General features: G+C 72.7%; 16 protein-coding genes and 3 pseudogenes. 12 read left to right on the top strand and 7 right to left on the bottom strand.

All coding sequences use genetic code 11. From position 1 onward, the window contains the following. From AOK22_RS40130 to AOK22_RS27200, 11 genes and pseudogenes are all read left to right on the top strand, one after another. Positions 1 to 187, top strand: a pseudogene (locus AOK22_RS40130) (1-deoxypentalenic acid 11-beta-hydroxylase); the annotation flags it as partial. A gap of 60 nt (positions 188 to 247) precedes the next feature. Beyond that, positions 248 to 1,702, top strand: coding sequence for an MFS transporter (locus AOK22_RS27245; protein WP_055701362.1), 1,455 nt, complete (start codon positions 248 to 250; stop codon positions 1,700 to 1,702). A 208-nt stretch (positions 1,703 to 1,910) separates the two neighbouring features. After that, on the top strand, positions 1,911 to 2,735 hold the full coding sequence (gene ptlF, locus AOK22_RS27240; protein WP_079036848.1) for a 1-deoxy-11-beta-hydroxypentalenate dehydrogenase: 825 nt from the start codon (positions 1,911 to 1,913) through the stop codon (positions 2,733 to 2,735). Continuing rightward, positions 2,669 to 4,486, top strand: coding sequence for a neopentalenolactone/pentalenolactone D synthase (ptlE, locus tag AOK22_RS27235; RefSeq protein ID WP_079036847.1), 1,818 nt, complete (start codon positions 2,669 to 2,671; stop codon positions 4,484 to 4,486). The genes ptlF and ptlE overlap by 67 nt, the downstream gene beginning before the upstream one ends. A gap of 32 nt (positions 4,487 to 4,518) precedes the next feature. Continuing rightward, positions 4,519 to 5,433 (top strand): neopentalenolactone/pentalenolactone F synthase, encoded by a 915-nt coding sequence (ptlD, locus tag AOK22_RS27230; protein ID WP_055701360.1) that lies wholly within the window; start codon positions 4,519 to 4,521, stop codon positions 5,431 to 5,433. Next, on the top strand, positions 5,430 to 6,443 hold the full coding sequence (locus tag AOK22_RS27225) for a polyprenyl synthetase family protein (RefSeq protein ID WP_055701359.1): 1,014 nt from the start codon (positions 5,430 to 5,432) through the stop codon (positions 6,441 to 6,443). The genes ptlD and AOK22_RS27225 overlap by 4 nt, the downstream gene beginning before the upstream one ends. Positions 6,444 to 6,515: 72 nt before the next feature. Next, positions 6,516 to 7,529 (top strand): pentalenene synthase, encoded by a 1,014-nt coding sequence (ptlA, locus tag AOK22_RS27220; RefSeq protein ID WP_055701358.1) that lies wholly within the window; start codon positions 6,516 to 6,518, stop codon positions 7,527 to 7,529. Between the two features lie 73 nt (positions 7,530 to 7,602). Further along, positions 7,603 to 8,997, top strand: coding sequence for a pentalenene oxygenase (gene ptlI, locus AOK22_RS27215; protein ID WP_055701357.1), 1,395 nt, complete (start codon positions 7,603 to 7,605; stop codon positions 8,995 to 8,997). After that, positions 8,994 to 10,217, top strand: a complete 1,224-nt coding sequence (gene penM, locus AOK22_RS27210; RefSeq protein WP_244165030.1) for a pentalenolactone synthase — start codon at positions 8,994 to 8,996, stop codon at positions 10,215 to 10,217. Before ptlI ends, penM begins: the two co-directional genes overlap by 4 nt. 227 nt (positions 10,218 to 10,444) lie before the next feature. Beyond that, positions 10,445 to 11,182, top strand: a complete 738-nt coding sequence (locus AOK22_RS27205) for a S1 family peptidase (RefSeq protein ID WP_055701356.1) — start codon at positions 10,445 to 10,447, stop codon at positions 11,180 to 11,182. Positions 11,183 to 11,377: 195 nt separating this feature from the next. After that, entirely contained in the window at positions 11,378 to 14,590 is a 3,213-nt protein-coding gene (locus AOK22_RS27200; RefSeq protein ID WP_055701366.1) for a bifunctional cytochrome P450/NADPH--P450 reductase, read from the top strand. Positions 14,591 to 14,618: 28 nt separating this feature from the next. Here AOK22_RS27200 and AOK22_RS27195 read toward each other — a convergent pair whose 3' ends face one another. Beyond that, a complete protein-coding gene (locus AOK22_RS27195) occupies positions 14,619 to 15,242 on the bottom strand; it encodes a TetR/AcrR family transcriptional regulator (RefSeq protein WP_055701355.1) in 624 nt (207 codons plus the stop codon). 70 nt (positions 15,243 to 15,312) lie between these two features. Beyond that, positions 15,313 to 16,557, bottom strand: coding sequence for a styrene monooxygenase/indole monooxygenase family protein (locus AOK22_RS27190; RefSeq protein ID WP_055701354.1), 1,245 nt, complete (start codon positions 16,555 to 16,557; stop codon positions 15,313 to 15,315). Positions 16,558 to 16,726: 169 nt separating this feature from the next. On the opposite strand from AOK22_RS27190, the gene AOK22_RS27185 reads away from it, so the two are divergent. Next, positions 16,727 to 17,281: a DUF1707 SHOCT-like domain-containing protein gene (locus tag AOK22_RS27185; RefSeq protein WP_055701365.1), complete on the top strand. Its 555-nt coding sequence runs from the start codon at positions 16,727 to 16,729 to the stop codon at positions 17,279 to 17,281. 48 nt (positions 17,282 to 17,329) lie between these two features. On the opposite strand, the gene AOK22_RS27180 is transcribed toward AOK22_RS27185, so the two are convergent. From AOK22_RS27180 to AOK22_RS43010, 5 genes and pseudogenes are all read right to left on the bottom strand, one after another. Then, entirely contained in the window at positions 17,330 to 18,550 is a 1,221-nt protein-coding gene (locus AOK22_RS27180; RefSeq protein WP_079036846.1) for a metallophosphoesterase, read from the bottom strand. 127 nt (positions 18,551 to 18,677) lie between these two features. After that, a complete protein-coding gene (locus AOK22_RS27175; RefSeq protein ID WP_055701353.1) occupies positions 18,678 to 20,579 on the bottom strand; it encodes an ABC transporter ATP-binding protein in 1,902 nt (633 codons plus the stop codon). 117 nt (positions 20,580 to 20,696) lie between these two features. Next, on the bottom strand, positions 20,697 to 21,554 hold the full coding sequence (locus tag AOK22_RS27170) for a GNAT family N-acetyltransferase (RefSeq protein WP_055701352.1): 858 nt from the start codon (positions 21,552 to 21,554) through the stop codon (positions 20,697 to 20,699). A 72-nt stretch (positions 21,555 to 21,626) separates the two neighbouring features. Then, positions 21,627 to 22,422: pseudogene (locus AOK22_RS27165) on the bottom strand (MFS transporter); the annotation flags it as partial. A 2-nt stretch (positions 22,423 to 22,424) separates the two neighbouring features. Continuing rightward, positions 22,425 to 22,645: pseudogene (locus AOK22_RS43010) on the bottom strand (CynX/NimT family MFS transporter); the annotation flags it as partial.

Raw genomic sequence — 22,645 nt, 5'->3', positions numbered from 1 at the left:
GATGTGTATAAGGGACAGGCCGAACCTGTCGTCGCCGCCCGTCATGCGGATGTGGATGGACACCCGCGTGCAGCCGGCCTCGTCACCCCGCGGCCACAACGCCCTGACGCCGTGGACGGAGTCCGCGAAGGACCCCTCCAAGGGGATCATGTCGAAGATCACCGGCACCCCCACCGCCGTCGAGTAGCACCGGCCCGCCCCCTCGTACAGCACCGGCACTCCCCCACCTCGGCCGAATAGCGAGCGAATGACGAAGAATCAGGGGACGCCCCCCGCACCGGGGCCGAGCGTCACTCAGTCCCCCCCGGACCCGACGGCCCCGGCCGCCCCGGGCCTCACCGGCACCGCCCTCCTGGTGGTGCTCACCGGATACGCCCTGTCCAACATGGACGCCTTCATCGTCAACGTGGCCCTCACCACGATCGGCGACGACCTCCACGGCGGTCCCGCCGCCCTGCAACTGGTTGTCTCCGGCTACAGCCTCACCTTCGCCCTCGGCCTGGTCCTGGGCGGGCGGCTCGGCGACGCCTTCGGCAGACGCCGTCTGTACGCCTGCGGACTCGCGGCGTTCACCCTCACCTCCGCGCTGTGCGGACTCGCCCCGACCATCGAGTTCCTGGTCGCGGCCCGTCTGGCCCAGGGCGCGGCCGCCGCCCTGCTCGTCCCGCAGGTCCTGGCGACGATCCAGGCGGCCACCGAGGGGCAGGCACGGGCACGGGCCATCAGCCTGTACGGCGCGACCGCGGGGCTCTCCGCGGTCGCCGGGCAGATCCTGGGCGGCCTGCTGGTCTCGCTGGACATCGCCGGGCTCGGCTGGCGGTCGGTGTTCGTGATCAACGTGCCGATCGTCCTGGCCGCACTCCTTGCCGTACGCAAGGTCCCCGCGACCAAGGCGGACCGGAAGCCGGGCTTCGACCCGCTGGGCACCGTGCTGTTCGGCGTCTCCATGGTCTGTCTCCTGGTCGTGGTCGTCGAGGGGCGCGAACTGGGCTGGCCGTGGTGGCTGTGGTCGCTGCTCGTGGTCGCCGCGGTGGCGGCGGTGGCGCTGGCCCGGGTCGAGCGCGCGCTGGAGCGCCGGGGCGGCTCTCCGCTGCTTTCGCCGACCGTGCTGTCCCACGGGGGCATGCGGCGCGGGCTCGCGGCGCTGGTGCCGTTCTCCATCGGCTTCGGCAGCTTCATGTTCGTCTACGCGCTGATCGCCCAGGGCAAGTTCGGCCTCGGCGGACTCGCCTCCGGCAGTGTGCTGTCGCCGTTCGCCTCGGCCTTCTTCGTGGCCGCGCTGTTCACCCCCAGGATCGCGGCGGTCCTCGGCCGGCGGATCGTCTCCCTGGGCGCGGTCGTCCAAGGCACCGGCCTGCTCCTGATGGCGTGGGTGATCGGGGCGAGCTGGCCGCGTCCTCCACTGCTCCTGGTGCTCGCGGTGCTCGCGTTCATCGGCATCGGCCAGGCGCTGATCGGCCCGACGCTGTTCCGGATGATCCTCGCCGACGTCCCGTCGGCGCAGGCCGGCATGGGCAGCGGTGTGCTGGTCACCAGCCAGCAGATGGCGACGGCGCTGGGCGCGACCGTGGGCGGAACGCTCTTCCTCTCCCTGGCCGGTTCGCTGTCGGAGGCCTCCGCGGCCGTACTCGTCCTCGCCCTGCTGGCGTGCTTCTCGGCGGTCGTCTTCGCGATCAGCCTGAGACTTCCCGACCCCGCGTGACGCGTCGACGCGTGGCCGTCGACGCACGACCACCGACGTGCGACCGCCTACTCCTGCCCTCCCACACCCCGTCGAACAGCGCGACCTGACCCCGTTGAACAGCGCGACCTGACCACAGACCCCGTCGGCCGACGGCGCGCCGTCACATCGACGCGCCCGCGGCAGAAGCGGAGAAAGCCAGGTGCACTCATCACCCAGGACAGCCGTCGTGACCGGCGCGGCCAGCGGGATCGGCCTCGCCCTGAGCGCCCGCCTCGCGCGGGGCGGAGCCCGCGTGGTCATGGCGGACGTCGCGGCCGACGCGCTGCGCCGCCGGGCCGCCGAACTCACCGCCCACGGCGCGGAGATCACGGCGGTGCCGGGGGACCTGACCGATCCGGACGCGGTCGACCGGCTCACGGCCACCGCGTTCGACCGCCTCGGCCACGTCGACGTCGTGTGCAACAACGCCGGTGTCCTCGGGCCGCTCGGGCAGCCGCTGTGGACGGTGCCGCTGGAACGGATGCGGCGCGTCTTCGAGGTGAACCACTGGGCGCACGTCCTGGTGGCCCGCGCCTTCGTCCCCCGGCTGCTCGCCGGCGGCCGTCCCGCCCATCTGATCCACACCGCCTCGATGTCGGCCTTCGCCGTCGGGTCCGGCAGCGCCGCGTACGCCGCCTCCAAGCACGCGGACCTGGCCGTCGCGCGCAGTCTGCGCGCGGACCTCCAGGGCACGCGGGTCCGGGTGTCGGTGCTGTGCCCCGGCCGGGTCGACACGCCCATGGTCGAGGGGGTCACGGCCCCGCGCGGAGCGGGCGGGGACACCACGGTGCGGGCCGAGGAGGCCGCCGAGACCGTCTGGGAGGCCCTGGGGACCGACCGCTTCTACCTGTTCACCCACTCCGACGCGCGGTCACGGCTGCGCGACCAGTTCGACGACGTATGGCGCCATCTTCCCCTTCCGTCCCCGTCCCTTGAGGAGGAGCCGTGGCCCGCACCGGAAGCGACGACCGTGACGACGAACGGACAGCCACCATCGACATCGAGGCGGTGAGGGCGAAGTACCGCGAGGAACGCGACAAGCGCGGCGGCGGCCGCACCTACCAGTTCGCACGCGGCGCGTTCGGCCACTACGCGCGGGACCCCAACGCCGGGCCGCTGGAGCGGGAGCCGCTCACCGACGAGGTGGACGTCGCGGTCGTCGGCGCCGGCATCGGCGGCCTCCTGATCGGTGCCCGGCTGCGCGAGTCCTGCGACCTGGAGCGGATCCGTCTGATCGACGCCGCGGGCGACGTCGGCGGGACCTGGTACTGGAACCGCTTCCCCGGCGTCCGGTGCGACGTCGAGAGCTACATCTACATGCCGCTCCTGGAGGAGCTCGGCACGGTGCCGACCGAGAAGTACGCGACCGGCCCCGAGATCCTCGCGCATCTCCAGGCCGTCGCCCGCCACTACGGCCTCTACCGCGACGCCCTGTTCCAGACGTCCGTCACCGCACTGCACTGGGACGAGGCCGCCGGGAAGTGGCTGGTGCGCACCGACCGCGGCGACCTCTTCCGCGCCCGCTACGTCTGCATGTCGATCGGCCTGATGCACCGCCCCAAACTCCCTTCCCTGCCGGGCCTGGAGTCCTTCGCCGGACACTCCTTCCACGCGAGCCGCTGGGACTTCGCCTACACCGGCGGGGACAGCGAGGGGGGCCTGCACAAGCTGCGGGACAAGCGGGTCGGAGTCATCGGCACCGGCTCGACGACCGTCCAGATCGCCCCGCACCTCGCCGAGTGGTCCGAACGGCTCTACGTCTTCCAGCGCACCCCGGCGGCGGTGGACGTGCGCGGCAACCGGCCCACCCCGCCCGACTGGGCCGCAGACCTCGCGCCGGGCTGGCAGCAGCGCCGCATGGAGAACTTCCACGCGCTGACCTCCGGGCTGCCGCAGGACGAGGACCTGGTGCGGGACCGCTGGACGCAGACCACGGCCGAGCTCGCGGCCGCGATCCTGCCGAAGGCCGACGGCCCGGGTGACCCGCGGGACATGGCGGCCGCGGCCGAACGGGCGGACTTCCTCAAGATGGAGGAATTGCGTGACCGGATCGACGGCATCATCGCGGACCCGGAAACGGCCGCCGCGCTCAAGCCGTACTTCCGGCTGTACTGCAAGCGGCCCTGTTTCCACGACGGTTATCTGCAGACCTACAACCAGCCCCATGTCACCCTCGTGGACACCCAGGGGAAGGGCGTGGAGAGGCTGACCCGGACCGGGGTGGTCGCGGGCGGCACGGAATACCCCGTCGACTGCCTGGTCTTCGCCACCGGATACGAGCACGAGTTCGCCGTCCCGTACACCTCCCGCGCCGGGTACGACATCGTCGGCCGCGACGGCCTGAAGCTGTCGGAGAAATGGGAGTCGGGCGCGCGGACGTTCCACGGACTTCAGGTGCACGGTTTCCCCAACTGCTTCATCCTCTCCAAGGCCCAGTCGGGCAGGCACGTCAACATCGCGTACATGCTCAACGAGCAGAGCAAACACCTCAGTTACATCGTGAAGTCCGTCGAGGAGAGCGGCCACCGGGTCGTGGAGGCCTCGGAGGCGGGCGAGAAGGAATGGGTCGAGGAGATACTCCGGCTCGCCACCGACAGCACCGACTTCCTGGAGAGCTGCACACCCGGCCTCTACAACAACGAAGGAAAGCCCGGTGACCTCCCCGCGCTCAACTCCAGTTACGGCGGCGGGTCGGTGGAGTTCGTGAACATCCTCAGGCGCTGGCGCGAGGCCGGCGATCTCGCCCGACTCGAACTGCGCTGACCACCACGACCAGCTGCGAAAGGCGTCACCCCATGGACATCGTGCCGATACCCGGCGCCGCCCTCGGTGCCGTCGTGCACTCCGCCCCTTTCACCGGAGACCTCGACGAGGACCGGTTCAAGAAGATCTGGGCGGCGCTCGACGAGCACCTCGTCCTGGTGTTCCGCGGCCAGGAACCCCCTTCGTACGAGGAGTTCCTGGCCTTCGGCCGCCACTTCGGGCACATTCCGAAGACCGGACTCACCAGCGGCGCCCACCCCGATCACAACGAAATACTGATGGTCTCCAACCTGGTGGAGAACGGCCGGAAGATCGGCGTCGGCGACGCCGACTGGATGGGCTGGCACACCGACTACTCCTTCCGGCCCCGGGTGTCCCAGGTCGGTTTCCTCGAAGCCCTCGAAGTGCCGCTCTCCGGCGGCGGACAGACGCTGTTCACCGACATGTACGCGCTGTACGAGTCGCTGCCGCCGGAGCTGCGCCGGCGTCTGCACTCCTACCGGGCCCGGCACGCGCTGCGTACGGGATACGAGGAGACGATCGAGGAGGAGTACCAGGGCGAGGTCTCCCTCGCACAGGCCGACGGCGCGGCGCCCGCGGCGACGATCCAGCCCGAGGACGGCACCTCCACCGTGCATCCCCTGATCGCCCGCAACCCGCGCACCGGCCGCCGGGCGGTCTACGTCAGCACGCTGAACACGAAGCGGGTGCTGGAGCTCGCCCCGGACGACAGCCGGACACTGCTCGACGGACTGCTGAGGCACGCGGGCGCGCCCGCGCACACCTACGCGCACACCTGGCGGCCCGGCGACATCGTCATGTGGGACGAGCTGGGCACCATCCACGCCAAGGCGGCCTTCGACCCGGCCGAGCGGCGCATTCTGCGCCAGGTCGTCAGCATCTTCGACGATCCGGTCGAGCCGTGGCGCGCGGAGGCGATCGCGTGACCGCCGCACCCGCCTGCCTCGGCCACAGCCGTGTCGCGATCACTCCGGCGCTGCGTGCGGTGGTGGACCGGCTCGACCACAGGACGCGTCATCAGGCCGCCTACCACTTCGGCTGGATCACCGCCGGCGGAGCGCCCACCAGAGCCGACGCCGGGAAGGCGGTGCGCCCGGCCCTTGCGCTCCTGTCGGCCGAGGCCGTGGGCGCGGCACCGGAGACCGCGCTGCCCGGTGCGGTGGCCGTCGAGCTGGTGCACAACTTCTCCCTGATCCACGACGACCTGATGGACGGCGACGAGGAGCGCCGCCACCGGCGCACGGTGTGGAAGCTGTGGGGCGCCTCCAGCGCGATCCTGACCGGGGACGCCATGCTGGCGCTCGCCCAGGAGGTGCTGCTGGACTCCGGGCTGCCCACCGCGGCGCCCGCCGCCCGGCTGCTGGCACGGACCACCCGGCAGCTGATCCGCGGTCAGGTGCAGGACGTGTCCTTCGAGCAGCGGTCGCACGTGAGCGTCGAGGACTGCGTCGACATGGTCGCGGGCAAGACCGGGGCGCTGCTGTCGGCGAGCGCCGCGATCGGCGCCGTGCTCGCCGGGGCGCCGCAGTCCGCCGTGGACGCGCTGGCGCGCTACGGCGACCAGCTGGGCCTGGCGTTCCAGCTCGTCGACGACGTGCTCGGCATCTGGGGCGATCCGGCCGTCACCGGCAAACCGGTCCACTCCGATCTGCGCGCCCGCAAGAAGTCCCTGCCGGTCAGCCACGCGCTCGACCGGGGCGGCGCACACGGTGCCGAGCTGGCCGCCTGGTTCTCCGCCCCCGGCGAGCCCGGCGAGGCGGAACTGCGCCGCGCGGCCGACCTGGTCGCGGGCGCGGGCGGCCGCGACTGGGCCCTGGCCGAGGCGGCCCGGCGGACGGCGCTCGCCGAGGAGGCCCTGCGCGGCGCCGACCTCGACGGCGCCGCGCGCGAGGAACTCCTCGCGCTCGGCCGCTTCGTCGTCGAGCGCGACATGTGACCACGACCCGACTCCCCCGCTCCCTCCCCCACAGGGCACCCCCGTGCCCGCGACGCGATACGAGGTTCCCCCATGCCACAGGACGTCGACTTCTACATACCGTTGCCGGGTCGGCAGAGCTCCGATCACGCACGGGCCGATGCCGACCAGCTCGACTGGCCGCGCTCGCTCGGTCTGATCAAGTCCGAGGCCGCCGCCGAACGCCATCTGCGCGGCGGCTATGCCGACCTGGCCTCCCGTTTCTATCCGCACGCCACCGGCGACGACCTGGACCTGGGCGTCGACCTGATGTCGTGGTTCTTCCTCTTCGACGATCTCTTCGACGGGCCGCGCGGCGAGAACCCGGACGACGCCAGGCGCCTCACCGACGCGGTGGCGGCCGCGCTCGACGGTCCCCTCCCGGCGTCGGCGCCGCCGATCGCCCATGGGTTCGCCGACATCTGGGAGCGCACCCGCGAGGGCATGACGCCGGCCTGGTGCGCGCGCAGCGCCCGGCACTGGCGGAACTACTTCGACGGGTACGTCGACGAGGCGGAGAGCCGGTTCCGCAACGCGCCGTACGACTGCGCCGCGCACTATCTCGCCATGCGGCGGCACACCATCGGCGTGCAGCCGACCGTGGACCTCGCCGAGCGCGTCGGCCGCTTCGAGGTGCCGCACCGGGTCTTCGACAGCCCCGTGGTGGCCTCCCTGCGCCAGATCGCCGTCGACGCCAACCTGATGCTCAACGACATCGCCTCCTTCGAGAAGGAGGCGGCCCGCGGCGAGCAGAACAACATGATCATGATCCTGCGCCGCGAACACGGCTGGTCGCAGAGCCGCAGCACCTCCCACATCCAGGACGAAGTGCGGTCACGGCTCGAACAGTTCCTGCTCCTGGAGTCGTGTCTGCCGAAGGTCGGCGAGATCTACCGGCTCGACGAGGGGGAGGCACGTGCGCTGGAGCGCTACCGCACGGACGCGGTGCGCACGGTCATCCGCGGCTCCTACGACTGGCACCGCTCCTCGGGCCGCTACGACGCCGAGTTCGCGCTCACCGCGCGTTCCCAGGGCTACCTGGAGGAACTCGGCAGCACCGCCCGCTAGGACCCCGCCGCGGGAGCGGCATCGGTCGTCACCAGTTCGCACAGCTCCGCACAGACAGAGAGTCGAGGATCGGATGTCCGAGCAGACCACGTTCGTCGCGGGTACGGCGCCGGGGGCCATCCCCGTCGTGGGGCACGCCCAGCAGATCATGCGCAACCCGGTGGACTTCATGACGTCGCTGTCGGCCCACGGCGACCTGGTGCGGATCAGGATCGGTCCCACCACGGCGTACGTCCCGACCCACCCCGACCTGCTGCGGCACGTACTGACCAGTGACCGCGTCTTCGACAAGGGCGGCATCTTCTACGACCGCGCCCGCGACATCGCCGGAAACGGCCTGGTCACCTGTCCGTTCAGCGATCACCGGCGGCAGCGGCGGCTGATGCAGCCGGCGTTCACCCGGCCCCGGCTCAAGCGCTACGCGGCGGCCATGCACGCCGAGATCGAGGCCACGGCGTCGCGCTGGCACGACGGCATGGTCGTCGACGCCTTCCCCGAGATGTACGGCATGGCCCTGCGCACGGTGGCCCGCACCCTGTACGCGACGCCGGTGAGCCCGGAGCTCGCGGCCGGGGTGGAGCGCGCTTTCGACGTCGTACTGAACGGGCTGTTCCGCCAGATGTTCCTGCCCGGGTTCCTCCGAGGGCTGCCGCTTCCCGCCAACCTCCGCTACCGGCGCAACCTGCGGTTCCTGCACGAGACCACGCAGCGTCTGATCGACGACTACCGCGCCGACGGCGCCGAGCACGACGATCTGCTCGCCGCGCTGCTCGCCTCCCGTGACGAGGACGGCGGCCGGCTCGGCGACCGGGAGATCCACGACCAGGTCATCACCGTGATGGCGGCCGGCACCGAGACCGTCGCGGGAACCCTCACCTGGGTGTTCTACCTGCTCTCCCGCCACCCGGAGATCGAGGCGGCGCTGTACGAGGAGATCGACGGCGTCCTGGGCGGCCGTGCCCCGGTCTGGGAGGACCTGCCGAACCTGTCCCTGGCCGACCGGATCATCTCCGAGGCGCTCCGGCTGCATCCGCCCGCCTGGCTGTTCACCCGGCTCACCGCCGAGGAGACCGAACTGGCGGGCCGTCGGCTGCCCCAGGGCACGACGATCGTCTTCAGCCCGGCCGCGGTGTCGCAGGACCGGGAGGCCTTCGACGATCCCACGTCGTTCGACCCGGACCGCTGGCTGCCCGACGGCGTCACGGCCAAGGCCCGCCAGGCGTTCATGCCGTTCGGCACCGGTGCCCGCAAGTGCATCGGCGACCTGTACGCGCGCACCGAGGCCACGCTGGGGCTCGCCACGATCCTCGGCCGCTGGCGGGTCACCTGCGAGCCGGACATGGACATCCGCCCCGTACCGCTGGCGACGGTCTACCACCCGCGTCGGCTGCGTCTGAAGCTGACCGCGCGCGCCCCGCGCCCCGTGGCGTCCCCCGCACCGGCGCCGGTCGGGGGTGACGTCGCGTGACCGGCACCGACAGCGAAGGCCCGGACGGCCGGGCGGCGGACCTCCCGCGGCTGCCGTTCGACAATCCGGCGCTGCTCGGCCTCGCGCCCCGGATGCGCGCCCTGCAACAGGAGGGTCCGCTCGCCAAGGTGCGGACGGCCGCCGGCGACGAGGCATGGCTGGTCACCCGCTACGACGAGGCGCGGGCGCTGTTCGCCGACCGCAGGCTCGGCCGCAGCGACCCCGACCCGGACAAGGCGGTCAGGAGCAGCATGTCCGCGCTGCTCGCCGCGGACGACAGCGCCACCGAGGACGCCGACCACGCGCGGCTGCGCGCCCTGTTGGTACCCCGGTTCTCCCCGCGCCGGATGCGCACGCTGAGGCCCCGGATCGAGCACTTCGTGGACGAGCTGCTCGACCGGCTGGCCGACGGTCCCTCACCGGTCGACCTGCACCCCGCGCTGTCGTTCCCGCTCCCGGTGCTGGTGATCTGCGAACTGCTGGGCGTGCCGTTCGCCGACCGGGAACGGTTCCGGCGGTGGTCGACCGGCATGACCGACCTGGGCGACAGCCGGCACTCCGTGGACTCCGCGCAACGGCTGGTCGATTACATGGCCGAGCTGGTGCGGCGCAAGCGGGCCGAGCCGGGCGACGACATCCTGTCCGAGCTGATCGCCGAGCGGGACGGCACGCTGTCCGACGCCCACATCGCCCAACTCGGCGCCGTGGTCCTGTTCGCCGGTCACGAGACCACCGCCGTACGCATCGACCTGGGTGTCCTGCTGCTGCTCGGCGATCCGGCGCGGCGGGCCCTGCTGGCCGAGGACCCCGGGCTCGTGCCGGCCGCGGTGGAGGAGATCCTGCGCCTGGGCGTCGCCGGCAGCGGGGGCAACGGCCTGGTGCCCCGCTTCGCGCGCGACGACATCGCCGTCGGCGACACGGTGATCCGGAGCGGCGACGCCGTGCTGCTCGCCATCGGCGCGGCCAACCACGACGACCGGGCGTTCCCCGACGCCGACCGGTTCGACCCGGTCAGGGAGCGGCCCGCCCCGCACCTGGCGTTCGGGCACGGCGTGCGGTACTGCGTCGGTGCCGCGCTGGCCCGGATCGAGCTGACCGCGGTGTTCGAGCGGCTGTTCCGCCGGCTGCCCGGCCTGCGGCTCGCGGTCCCCCTGGAGTCGCTGCGCTGGCGGGACCACCGGCTCACCGGCGGATTCGAGGAACTCCCCGTCGCCTTCTAGGGCCACGGCCCGCCGCCCTTCTGAGCAACTCCCCCTCACCTCCGGAAGCAACTCTCCCCACACGTCACGGAGGTACGTCCCGTCATCTTCTGGAGGAACGTCTCTTCACCTTCCCGAGGGATCGCGTGTCTTCTGAACCTTCCGGCGGTATTGCCCGTCTTCCGGGTCGGCAATTCTGTTCCGACATACAGACCTTGGGCAAACCCCGACGAAAGGAGCGATCCCGAATGAAGCATCGCGTCCGTGCGCTGCTGCTGACCGCCGTACTGCTGGTGACGGGCTCCGCACTGACCACCACGCCGGCCTCCGCCGTCATCGGCGGATCGAAGAGCACCTACGGTCCGTGGGCGGTGCGCATGCTCGTCGACGGCGAGCCGGTGTGCACCGGGACCGCGGTCAGCGACCAGTGGATCCTCAGCGCCTCCCACTGCTTCTACGAGCAGGCCAAGCCGATCGCCGACAAGCGCATCTCCTTCCGGGTCGGCAACCTCGACATGCGCAAGGGCACCACGGTGCGTCCGGTGCGCGGCAAGCGCGAGGGCAGCGCCCACGCCGACATGCTGCTCATCAAGGTGGACCCCATGAAGAAGGTGCGTCCGGCACGCCTGGCGACCACCGGGTTCCACCGGAACCAGGAAGTCCGGCAGTACGGGTGGGGCGCCACCTGCACCGGGGACGAGAACTCCTGCCAGTCCCCCGTGCTCAAGCAGTCGAAGCTGCGGGTCGTACGGCAGAACGACCCCCGCTGCAAGGGCTACACCATGCCGGGCGGCTCGGACTTCTGCATGGAGAAGGTCTCCGGGATCCCCGCGGGCGGTGACTCCGGAGGCCCGGTGATGAGCATCGCCCCGCGCGGCCGCGAGACCCTGCTCGGCGTCTTCAACGGCTCCGACCGCGAGGAGGTCGCCCAGGCCGGGGAGATCTCCCAGGAACTGTCCTGGATCCGCAAGGTGATCCGGAAGTAGCCCGCGCACGACACAGGGCCGCACCGCGCTTCGGCGCGGTGCGGCCCTTTTTCAACGCTCCACCCCGCCCCATCGGTTGACTCGCACGACCGTGTCAATCAACACAATCACTGGACTTGGTCGACTGACCAAAACATCTGTACGTTCGGAGGTACGGCAGAGGAAGCGACCCGGTGCGAAGCGAAAGGCATGCTCATGACTCATGCGACGGTTGGTGCGGCCCAGGCGATCCCCGAGCGGCCCGGCCTGCCCCTGATCGGCCGCGCCCTGGACCTTCTGAGGGCCACCGACAGCCACGCCCTCCTCATGCAGGAGGCCAAGGAGATGGGCCCGGTGTTCCGGGTCCGCGCCTTCGGGAACGAGACCGTCTTCGTCACCGGCCTCGACCTGGTGACGGAGCTGTCGGACGAGACGAGGTTCCGCAAGAACGTCATGGCGGAGCTGGTGGAGATCCGCAGGTTCGCCGGCGACGGCCTCTTCACCGCGTTCAACCACGAACCGAACTGGCGCAAGGCGCACGACATCCTGATGCCGTCGTTCTCGCTCGGCGCGATGCGCGGCTACCACGCGACCATGCTCAAGGTCGCCCGCTCCCTGGTCGCCAAGTGGGACGACGCCGCCGGGACACGGGAGGTCGACGTCCCCGACGACATGACCCGGCTGACCTTCGACACCATCGGACTGTGCGGCTTCGGCCACGACTTCGGGTCGTTCGGCCGCGACGACCTGCACCCCTTCGTCGAGGCCATGTCCCGCGCGCTGGCCTTCGTCCAGGACAAGGGCGAGGCCATCCCGGGCACGGAGCTGTTCCGCCGCAAGGAGACCGCACAGTTCGACCGCGACTGCACGCTGATGACGGACCTGGTCGACGACGTGATCCGACGGCGCAGGGAGTCCGGGGACACGAGCACGGACGACCTCCTCGGCCGCATGCTGCACACCCCGGACCCGGCGACCGGCGAACTCCTGGACGACGTGAACATCCGCAACCAGGTCATCACCTTCCTCATCGCCGGGCACGAGACCACCAGCGGCGCCCTGTCGTTCGCCCTCTACTACCTGACCAAGCACCCCGAGGTGCTCGCGCGGGCCCAGGCCGAGGTCGACGCCCTGTGGGGCGACACCGACACCCCGGACCCCGACTACGGCGACGTCGGCAAGCTCACCTATGTCCGCCAGGTGCTCAACGAGAGCCTGCGGCTGTGGCCGACCGCGCCCGGGTTCGCCGTGGAGCCCCTGGAGGACACGGTCATCGGCGGCACGTACGCCGTGCGCAAGGGCCAGGCCCTGACGGTCTACACCCCGGCGCTGCACCGCGACCCCGCCTGGGGCGACAACGTCGAGCTGTTCGACCCCGAGCGCTTCACCCCCGAGCGGGAGGAGCAGCGGCCGGTCCACCTCTTCAAACCGTTCGGCAACGGCGAACGCGCCTGCATAGGCCGCCAGTTCGCCCTGCACGAGGCCACCCTGCTGCTCGGTCTGCTGGTGCACCGCTTCCGCCTGATCGACCACGCCGACTACCGGCTGAGGATCAAGGAGACCCTCACCATCAAGCCCGACGGGTTCGCCCTCAAGCTCGCCCGGCGCACCACCGCCGAGCGCCGGACGCCCGTCGCGGCGACGCACGGCGCGCCCACCGGCCGGGACGAGCCCACCGCCCGCAGGGCCGCCGGCACCGCGCTCACCCTGCTGCACGGCTCCAACCTCGGCACCTGCGCGGGCATCGCCCGCGAGCTGGCGGCCGACGGCGACGCGCACGGGTTCGCCACGGCCGTCGCGCCCCTCGACGACCACGTCGGCCGACTCGCCGCCGCCGAGGGCCCGCTGGTGATCGTGGCCGCCTCGTACAACGGCCGGCCCACCGACGACGCCGCCGATTTCGTCGCGTCCCTGGAGGAACTGGAGCCCGGCTCGCTCGACGGTGTGCGGTACGCCGTGCTCGGCGTCGGCGACCGCAACTGGGCGGCCACCTACCAGCGCGTCCCGGCCCTCATCGACGAGCGCCTCGCGGCGGCGGGCGCCACCCCGCTGGTCGAGCGCGGCGGCGCCGACGCCTCCGGCGACTTCGCGGGCGCGGTGGACCGGTGGACCGACGACCTGTGGACCGCCCTCCTGGACCGGTACGGCTCCCCGGTGGACGGAGCCGCCCCGGCCGGCGAACCGGCGAAGGACCAGGGCCTGTACGAGCTGGAGGACACCGCCGAGTCGGCCATCGGCCCCCTCGCGGCGCAACACGGGCTGCGGCCGATGGAGGTGCTCGACGCGTACGAACTCGTCGACATGGACCATGAACTCGGCCGTTCCAAGCGCTTCTTGAGGCTGCGTCTGCCCGAGGGCGTCACCTACCGCACCGGCGACCACCTCGCCCTGCTCCCGGCCAACCCGGACGCGCTGGTGCGGCGGGTCGCCGACCGGTTCGGCCTCGACCTGGACCGCACGGTCCGGCTGCGCGCCCGCCGCCGCAGCCGCGGCGCGCTGCCCGTCGACCGCCCGCTGCCCCTGCGCCGCCTGCTCACCGACTTCGTGGAGCTCCAGGCCCCGGCGACGCCGGAGCAGGTCGCGGTGCTCGCCGAGCACACCTCCTGCCCGCCCGAGCGGCGTCCCCTGGACGAACTGGCCGCCGCGGACGCCGAGTCGTTCCACGAGCGGGTGACCTCCGCCGGGTGCAGCGTCCTCGACCTGCTGGAGCGGTACCGCGCCTGCGAGCTGCCCTTCACCCGCTTCCTGGAGCTGGTGCCGGTCCTGCGCCCGCGCCACTACTCGATCTCGTCGTCCGCCGAGGCGTCGCCCGGCACGGTGGACCTCATGGTGTCGCTGCTCGACGCGCCCCACCGCGGCGGCGAGGGCGCCTTCCGGGGCATCGCCTCGGCGTACGTGCAGACCGTGGCGGCGGGCGACACCCTCCAGGCGCGGGTGCTGCCGTGCAGGGAGGCCTTCCGGCTCCCCGACGACCCGTCCGTGCCGGTCGTCCTGGTCAGCGCGGGCACCGGCCTCGCGCCCTTCCGGGGCGCGGTCCTGGACCGACTGCACACCGGGTCGGGCGGGACGCTCCTGTGCTACTTCGGCTGCGACCACCCGGGGGTGGACTACCTCCACCGCGAGGAGCTGGAGGCCGCCGAGGCGGCGGGCGTGGTCAGCATGCGCCCCGCCTTCATGCACGCGCCCGAGGACGGCGTCCGCTTCGTCCAGGACCGCATCGCGCGGGAGAGCGCGGAGGTCTGGGCCGTGCTGGAGGCGGGCGGCGGGATCCACGTCTGCGGTGACGGCCGCCGTATGGCCCCGGCGGTGCGGGAGGCGTTCATGGCGGTCCACCGGGAGCACACCGGCGCGAGCGACGAGGAGGCCGCCGCCTGGCTCGCCGCCCTCATCGAGTCCGGCCACTACGTGGAGGACGTCTGGGCAGGCTGAGCACCCCCGCCCGGTCCCGGCCGGGCACTCAGTCCGCCGGGCCCTCCGCCAGCTCAAGCCGTCCGCCCGCCAGGGCGATGGTCGCGGCGACGAGGGCCCGGCGCCCGACGTCCTCGGCCCGCGCGTCCGGTACGTACAGGCACTGCGTCGTCAGCCCGTCGAAGCCGGCGAGGAAGAAGCGGGCGACGGCGTCGGCCGGCTGGGCGAGCCGGTATCCGGTCCGCTCGGCCGCCTCGGTCAGCAGCCGCGCCGCCGCGTCGCTCGCCCGTCGGTAGTAGCTCTCGTGGGCCTCGGCGAGGCCGGGGGTGCGCAGGGCGAGCATGCTCAGTTCGGTCAGCAGGTGGTAGCGGGCCGGTTCGTCCCGCACGGTGCGCCACAGGGTGGCGGCGAGCGTGGTGACCGTCTCCTCGAAGTCCGCGTCCCGCGGGACCGCACGCTCGACCTGGGCGATCAGGTCCTCGGTGAGCTGCTCCATCACCGCCCGGTACAGGTCCACCTTGGTGCCGAAGGTGTAATGGACGGTGGCCTGGGCGACACCGAGCTCGGCGGCGATGGCGCGGGTGCTGCCCGCGGTGGCGCCCTCCCTGGTCATGAGATCGATGGCCGCGTTGACGAGCTGGGGGCGGCGTTCGGCCGCGGAGACATGAGCCATGCGGCCAGCATATCGACCCAGTCGTACGAACAAGTCGATGGACCCAGTCGCTGCGCGCCGCCCCGGGCCGCTACACGCCGAACCGCGCCGCGTAGGCGTCGGCCCCCACCGGGTCCAGGAGCCACGAGCGGTACGTCAGGGGATCCGCGTAGCCGTTGGTGAAGCGGTGGGCGACCTCCGGGTGCGCGAAGGCGGCGCCCATGATCCGCCCCACCCGCTCGGGCTGCGGGTCGCTCAGCATGAGTTCGGTGAAGGCGTGCGTGTGCCGGGCGCTCGCCCAGTACGCGTCGAAGGTCTCCCGCATCCACCCCTCGTCGAAGGGGAGTTCACCGCGCTTGAGGATGGCGGCCAGGTAACTCGCCGCCGCCCGCGCCGCGTTGTTCGCACCCTGGCCGGTGACCGGGTCGTGGACGACGAGGGCGTCCGCGAGGCCGAGGACGGGCCGGCCGCCGTCCACCCGCCCCACGGGACGGCGGACCGCCGGGGTGATCGCGCCGTACAGCGCGGCGCCCGCGTCGGTGGGCTCGGCGCGGCGGAACCGTTCGTACTCCCAGGGCGCGAACGTCCGCAGCAGGCCGAGGGCGCGCCGCAGCCCCGCCGTGGCGCCGGGGCGGTCGCTCCAGCAGTCGTACGCCCCGCCCCACCGGCCCTCGAACAGGAGGATGTCGCAGGGGCCGCCGACGGTGAGCGCCCGCATCATGATGACGTCGCCGGTGGGCGGCACGCCGGTGGCCCGGACGTATCCGGCGCCCGGGTCGGAGCCGTCGTGGTCGACGCCGTTCACGTAGAAGCAGGCGAGGCTGCGCAGGGGCCGGTCGTGGGCGGGCCAGGCCGTGTCGCGGGGGAAGAGCGCGGAGAGCTCGCCGCGTCCGGTGGCGAGCACGGTGAGGTCGTGCCCGGCCGCGACCTCGGCCATCTCCGCGGGGCCGACGGAGCGGTACTCGGTGCGCCCGCCCCGCTCCTCGAACAGCGCAAGCCAGCGGGACAGCTTCACCCGCTGGTCCACGGAGCGCACCTCCTCGTCGAACGGCGCGGTGAACCGCCGTACCGGAGCCTCCGGTTGGGCCTGCGGATTCCAGTGGCTGAGCTCGAAGCACGGCATCACGGGGGCGTCGTCGTCCCAGAGCGCGAGTCCGGCGTCCCGTTCGATGCGCAGGGCCGGGCCGAACATGAGCTGGGTCGAGGTGACCCGTCCGCCCCGCACGTCCCGCGGCCGCCGCTCGGCGATCAGCGTCACCTCGTACCCGGCCCCCAGCAGCCCGAGAGCCAGCTGCAGCCCCGCCTGCCCCGCCCCCACGATCGCGATCCTGCGCACCTCGTGCCCCTTTCCCGAACCGGCCCCGTCGGCCGGGCACAGGGGTCGTACCCACGCGCTTCGGCGTCTACCGGGTGACCGGAGGGAATACGCACCCCCGTCCTCGGCATCGCACTAGAGTGCAACGGTGACGCCGCCCTCCGCCGAACCGCCGCCGCCCTCCCCCGACATGGAGTCCCGGGACCCGCGCCCGCCGCGCCCGGTCCGTGAGGCCGACCGCGACGAGGCCGTGGGGCTTCTGCGCGAGGCGTACGCCGAAGGGCACCTCACGCACGAGGAGATGGACGAGCGCCTCGACCGCGTCCTCGCCGTCCGGACGCACGACGAACTGACCGCGGCCCTCGCCTCGGTCCCGGTCCCCGCGGACACGACGTCCACGATCGCCGCCGCCGGCGGCCGGATCGTGCGGCGCGGCCCCTGGCGGGTGCCGCGCTTCCTCAAGGTCGCGTCGGCGTTCGGGAGGGTGCGCCTCGATCTGTCCCGGGCCGTGTTCACGCATCCGGTCGTCGACATCGAGCTGGAGCTCGGCACCGGGCGGGCCAGGATCACGGTGCCGCGCGACGCGGTCGTCGAGCTGGACGGCCTGACGGCCGGGTGGAAGGACCCCCGCTACACGCCCCGGAGGTCGGCCCGCACGGACGGGCCGACGATACGGATCTCCGGGACGATGGGGTTCGGACGCCTGAGGGTCCGCCACGCGCTGCGCCGCGGCGCCGGGCGCTGAGGCACCGGGCGCTGAGGCGCTGATGACGCACGCGTCACCGGCGCGTGGTCACACCCGGCCCAGGGCCCGGGTGGTCCGCGTGCGGTGCACTGGACGCGCGGTGCGCGTGGCGACGTCGACGGTGTAGGCGTCCACCGTCATCGCCTTCTCGGAGACCTTCATGACCATGAAGCCGTGGTCGGAGAAGTTCTGCCAGGCCGACGGGTGGTCGAAGTGGGCCTTGCCGTCACCGGCCTTGCCCGCCGCGCCGCACACGATCTGACGGGTGCCGCGCGAGCCGACCGTCGGCTCCAGGACCTGGAGCGTGTGGTCGTGTCCGGACAGGATCACGTCGGCGCGCCCGCACACCACCTCCTCGTACAGCTCCTTGAGGTGGATGCCGCTGGTGTAGTTGCCGATCACGAAGCCGTCGTACGAACCGGCGCTGCCGTGCTTGCCGTTGTTCAGGTACGGGTGGTGGCCGAGGACGACCTTCCAGCGGGCCCGCGACCGCGTCAGCGCGCCGTCCAGCCAGGCGCGCTGGTCGCGCATGTAGGGGCCGTTCCACCAGTAGTGCGGGTCGAGCTGCGCGACGTACGACGAGACGGGGTTGGTGTCGAGGGCGAAGAACTCCACCAGCGGGTCGGCCTGTCCGGACCCGGTGTCCGCGCCCGGCAGCGCCACGTTGTAGTAGCGGCTCGGCATGTACCAGCGCCGCGAGCCCTTCGCGTACGAGACCTCGCGGTCGCCCCGCGAGGGGTCGCCGCCGCTGCCCGGGATCAGGCCGGAGCAGTCGTGGTTGCCGAGGACCATGAGCCACGGCATGTCCAGGCCCGTGTTGGGGTCCTCGAACTTGGTGCGGAACTCGGAGTCGTGGTCGGACTCGGGGCCGTTCTCGTAGATGTTGTCGCCGAGGCCGACCGCCAGGCCGACGCCCTCGGCGCGGCACACCTCGCGGGCGGCGGCGGCCACCGCGTGCTGCGCCTCCTCCCCGGTGCCGGCGTCGCCGGTCAGGAGCACCGCGTACTCCCCCGCCCGGTTGGGCCGCGACGGCAGGGGGAACTTGCCGTCACTGGCGCGGGCCGCCGCCGCTGCGGGCGTCTGCGCCCCGGGCAGGACCGTCAGCGCCGCGGCCCCCGCCACCACGCCGCCCAGCACGGAGCGCCGCCGCAGCGCCCGCATCTCCTGGACCCGCTGCCCCACGGGCCCCTCGGCGATCCGCGGCTGCGCCCGCAGCCACTGGTCCTCCGTCATGTCCGCGCTCGGCGGTATCAACTCGTCGTCGCACATGGGGGGTTTCTCTCACGGGAGAGGGTGTGGATGGTGGGGAACCAATGAACTCCTGGTGGACGTATGAACACGGCTCGGCGACCCGGGCGTTCCGTCCCGGGGCGCCGAGCCGTCGGCGGGAGCGGTCTCAGGCGGCCTCGACCACCTCCGGCGCGTCCCCGGACTCCGCGCCCTTGGCGAACTGCGTGCGGTACAGCTCCGCGTACCGGCCGTCCTCCGCGAGGAGCTCCTCGTGCGTGCCGCGCTCGACGATCCGGCCCGCCTCGACGACGAGGATCTGGTCGGCGGAGCGGACGGTGGACAGGCGGTGGGCGATCACCACGGCGGTACGGCCCTCCAGCGCCTCGCCGAGCGCTTCCTGGACGGCGGCCTCGGACGTGTTGTCGAGGTGGGCCGTCGCCTCGTCGAGGATGACGACCCGCTGCCGGGCGAGCAGCAGGCGGGCGATGGTCATGCGCTGGCGCTCGCCGCCGGAGAGCCGGTAGCCGCGCTCGCCGACCACCGTGTCGAGGCCGTCGGGCAGGGCGCGCACCAGGTCCTCCAGACGGGCCCGGCGCAGCACGTCCCACAGGTCGTCCTCGCTCGCCCCGGGCCGGGCGAGCAGCAGGTTGTCGCGGACGGACTCGTGGAAGAGGTGGCCGTCCTGCGTGACCATGCCGAGGGTGGCGCGCAGGGAGGCGGTGGTCAGGTCGCGCACGTCGACGCCGCCGATGCGGACCGTGCCCTCGTCGGCGTCGTAGAGCCGGGGCAGCAGCTGCGCGATGGTCGACTTGCCGGCGCCGGAGGAGCCGACGAGCGCCACGGTCTGGCCGGGCTCGGCGCGGAACGACAGGCCGTGCAGGACCTCCTCGCCGCCACGGGTGTCGAGCGAGGCGACCTCTTCGAGGGAGGCGAGGGAGACCTTGTCGGCGGACGGGTAGCCGAAGCGCACGTTCTCGAACTCGACGGCGACGGGCCCCTCGGGCACCGGCACCGCGTCGGCCTTCTCGTCGATCAGCGGCTTGAGGTCGAGCACCTCGAAGACCCGCTCGAAGCTGACGAGCGCGCTCATGACCTCGACGCGCGCCCCGGCCAGGGAGGTCAGCGGCGCGTAGAGCCGGGTGAGCAGCAGGGCCAGCGAGACGACGGCGCCCGCCTCCAGCGTGCCCTCCAGAGCGAAGTACCCGCCGAGGCCGTAGACCAGCGCCAGCGCGAGGGCGGACACCAGGGTGAGCGCCGTGATGAACGTGGACTGCGCCATGGCGGTGCGGACGCCGATGTCCCGTACCCGGCGGGCACGCGCGGCGAACTCGTCGGACTCGTCGCCGGGGCGGCCGAACAGCTTGATCAGGGTGGCGCCGGGCGCGGAGAAGCGCTCGGTCATCCGGGTGCCCATGGCGGCGTTGTGGTGGGCCGCCTCGCGCTGGAGCTTCGCCATCCGCGAGCCCATGCGGCGCGCGGGCACGACGAAGACCGGGAGCAGCACCAGGGCGAGCAGCGTGATCTGCCACGAGAGAGTGAGCATGACGACGAGGGTGAGCACCAGGGTGACGACGTTCCCGACCACGCCGGAGAGGGTGTTGCTGAAGGCGCGCTGGGCGCCGATCACGTCGTTGTTGAGCCGGCTGACCAGCGCGCCCGTGCGGGTGCGGGTGAAGAAGGCGACCGGCATGCGCTGGACGTGGTCGAAGACGGCGGTGCGCAGATCGAGGATGAGGCCCTCGCCCAGGTTCGCCGACAGCCAGCGGCTCAGCAGGCCGAGACCGGCCTCGGCGAGCGCGATGGCGGCGATGAGCAGGGCGTACCGCACGACGGTCCCGGAGTCGCCGCCGGAGACGATGGCGTCGACGACGTTGCCCGCGAGGACGGGGGTCGCCACGGCGAGCAGTGCGGTGAGGACGCTGAGCAGCACGAACTGCCAGATGCGTCGGCGGTGGGGCCGGGCGAAGGCGCCGATGCGGCGCAGGGTGGCGCGGGCGAAGGGACGGCGGTCCTGCTGCGCGTTCATGACGCTGTGCAGCTGCGTCCATGCGGTCGTTTCCATGCTCATGCGGGAAACGTTAGGACCTCAAGCAAACTTGAGGTCAACTGTTTTCCCCGCGTCCTGACCGGCGCGGGGAAGTGACAGATGGGGCTCCGCCACGCGGGCGCCCGCGTCAGTCGGCAGTCAGCCGAGCTCCAGGGAGGTGACGCCGAAGACCCGGTGCTCGGCGTACTCCCTGATCGGGCCCGTGTACATGCGGGCCGTGTCGAACGTGGGCTTCATGCCGCGCGCCTCGGCGAGCGCGACGGCCTCCGCGTTGTTGCCGGGGACGTCGATGGCGACCGGGGCGCCGTCCGCCTCGGCGGCCAGCGCGTCGAGGAGCGCCTCGGCGTCGGCGCGCGTGTCCGCGAACAGCGGCCCGACGCGCCGGGCGTCGCGGCCCGGCCGGATCACGCCGTAGCCGGTGAGCCTGCCGTCGACGATGCGGGCGAGGGCGCGATGGCCGGGTGCGGCGAGCCAGGACTCCAGGAAGCGCGGCCGGTCGGCGGGCAGGCACGCGCCGTCGTACGCCATGAGCGCGCGCAGGCCCGCCGCCTCGACGGGCCGCACGTGCCGGTCGGGCACGTCCGTCGTGGGCAGCGGGCCGATGTAGCGCTGGGTGCCGTGGCGCCAGGTGAAGCCGGAGCGGCGGTAGTTGTCCTGCTGGTCGGGCACGCCGTCCAGGCCGACCGTCCGGCCCTCGGCGTGGGTGAGCGCGGCCCGCCAGGTGGCCAGGCCGAAGCCGTGGCCGCGCCGGTCGGGGCGGACCAGGTAGAAGCCCAGGAAGGCATAGGCGTCGCCGTAGTTGACCACGGAGATCGCGGAGACCGGCTCGCCGTCGAGGCGTCCGACGAAGAACCCCTCGGGGTCCTGCGCGAAGAACGAGGGGGCGTCGCCGAGGCCGGGGTTCCAGCCCTCGTCCGCCGCCCACTCCGTCACCACACGCCAGTCGTCGAGCGTCGCCCGCGCGATTGCCAGCTGCCCGGGGGCCGAATCCGTCATCGCTGCACCCTTCTCCTGCGTCGCGGTGCGCCGTGAGGAAGCGCACCGGGTGCATACCTGCCCGAGCCGGGCTCAGCCGATGCCCGCGACGTGCCGCTCGCGCGCGGCGCCGAGGCCGACGACGACCTGCGGCACCAGCAGGACCAGGAGGAGGACGAGCGGCACGGTCCAGCTGTGCGACGCGTCGTGGACGGCGCCCAGGAGGGTCGGGCCGGTCGCCGCGAGGATGTAGCCGAAGCACTGGGACATGCTGGAGAGCTGTGCCGCGTGCCGTGCGTCGGGCGCCCGTTGCACGATGAACAGCAGCGCGAGGCTGATGGCCGCGCCCTGGCCGAGGCCGAGCAGCGTCATCCACAGATAGGCGCCGCCGACCGGCGCGGCGAGCAGCCCGGCGAAGCCGAGCGCGCAGAGCACGGCGCCGAGCCCGGCGAGGGTGCCCGAGCGCAGCCGCCTGCCGACGATCACCGGGGCGAGGAAGGAGCCCGCGATGCCGAGCAGCGAGGAGAAGGACAGCATCCAGCCCGCGTCGCCCGGAGCCATGCCCGCGTCCTGGAACACGGTCGGCAGCCAGGCGGCGGCCGCGTAGTAGTTGAGGGACTGCAGGCCCATGTACGCGGTCACCTGCCAGGCCAGCGGGGAGCGCCACAGACCCCGCACGGGGTGGGCGGCCTGCCGTGCGGCGGCCGCGCCCACGCGCGTACGCGACCGGATCTGCGGCAGCCACACGAGCAGCGCGACGACGGCGAGCGCACCCCAACAGGCCAGCGTGGTGCGCCAGTTCATGCCGCTGGCCTGCTGTACGGGCAGGGTGACGCCGGCGGCGAGCGCGGCGCCGCCGAACAGCGACATCGAGTACAGGCCGGTCATCNNGTTGGCGACGGCGATGCCCGCGCCGATGACGACGGTGCCCGCGAAGAGCGCGACGACCGAGTCGAGCAGGCGCAGTGCCGTGCCGGCGCAGATCAGGGCCATGGTGCCGAGCAGCGAGCGCTCCATGCCGAGGCGGCGGCCGAGCCGGGGCGCGACGGGCGCGAGCAGACCGAAGCAGAGCAGCGGCAGCGCGGTGAGCAGGCTGGTCGCGGCGGCCGACA

Source organism: Streptomyces silaceus (assembly GCF_001419745.1).
In the GTDB taxonomy this organism is placed as follows: Bacteria; Actinomycetota; Actinomycetes; order Streptomycetales; family Streptomycetaceae; genus Streptomyces; species Streptomyces silaceus.
Note: the sequence above shows the minus strand (reverse complement) of the source record. Positions and strands in the feature narration are given on the sequence as shown.

Bases quoted from the DNA above. Each gene is read 5' to 3' on its own strand.
- AOK22_RS27245 (WP_055701362.1), top strand. From the start codon at position 248: ATGACGAAGAATCAGGGGACGCCCCCCGCACCGGGGCCGAGCGTCACT.
- ptlD (WP_055701360.1), top strand. From the start codon at position 4,519: ATGGACATCGTGCCGATACCCGGCGCCGCCCTCGGTGCCGTCGTGCAC.
- ptlA (WP_055701358.1), top strand. From the start codon at position 6,516: ATGCCACAGGACGTCGACTTCTACATACCGTTGCCGGGTCGGCAGAGC.
- ptlI (WP_055701357.1), top strand. From the start codon at position 7,603: ATGTCCGAGCAGACCACGTTCGTCGCGGGTACGGCGCCGGGGGCCATC.
- AOK22_RS27205 (WP_055701356.1), top strand. From the start codon at position 10,445: ATGAAGCATCGCGTCCGTGCGCTGCTGCTGACCGCCGTACTGCTGGTG.
- AOK22_RS27200 (WP_055701366.1), top strand. From the start codon at position 11,378: ATGACTCATGCGACGGTTGGTGCGGCCCAGGCGATCCCCGAGCGGCCC.
- AOK22_RS27195 (WP_055701355.1), bottom strand. From the start codon at position 15,242: ATGGCTCATGTCTCCGCGGCCGAACGCCGCCCCCAGCTCGTCAACGCG.
- AOK22_RS27185 (WP_055701365.1), top strand. From the start codon at position 16,727: ATGGAGTCCCGGGACCCGCGCCCGCCGCGCCCGGTCCGTGAGGCCGAC.
- AOK22_RS27180 (WP_079036846.1), bottom strand. From the start codon at position 18,550: ATGTGCGACGACGAGTTGATACCGCCGAGCGCGGACATGACGGAGGAC.
- AOK22_RS27175 (WP_055701353.1), bottom strand. From the start codon at position 20,579: ATGAGCATGGAAACGACCGCATGGACGCAGCTGCACAGCGTCATGAAC.
- AOK22_RS27170 (WP_055701352.1), bottom strand. From the start codon at position 21,554: ATGACGGATTCGGCCCCCGGGCAGCTGGCAATCGCGCGGGCGACGCTC.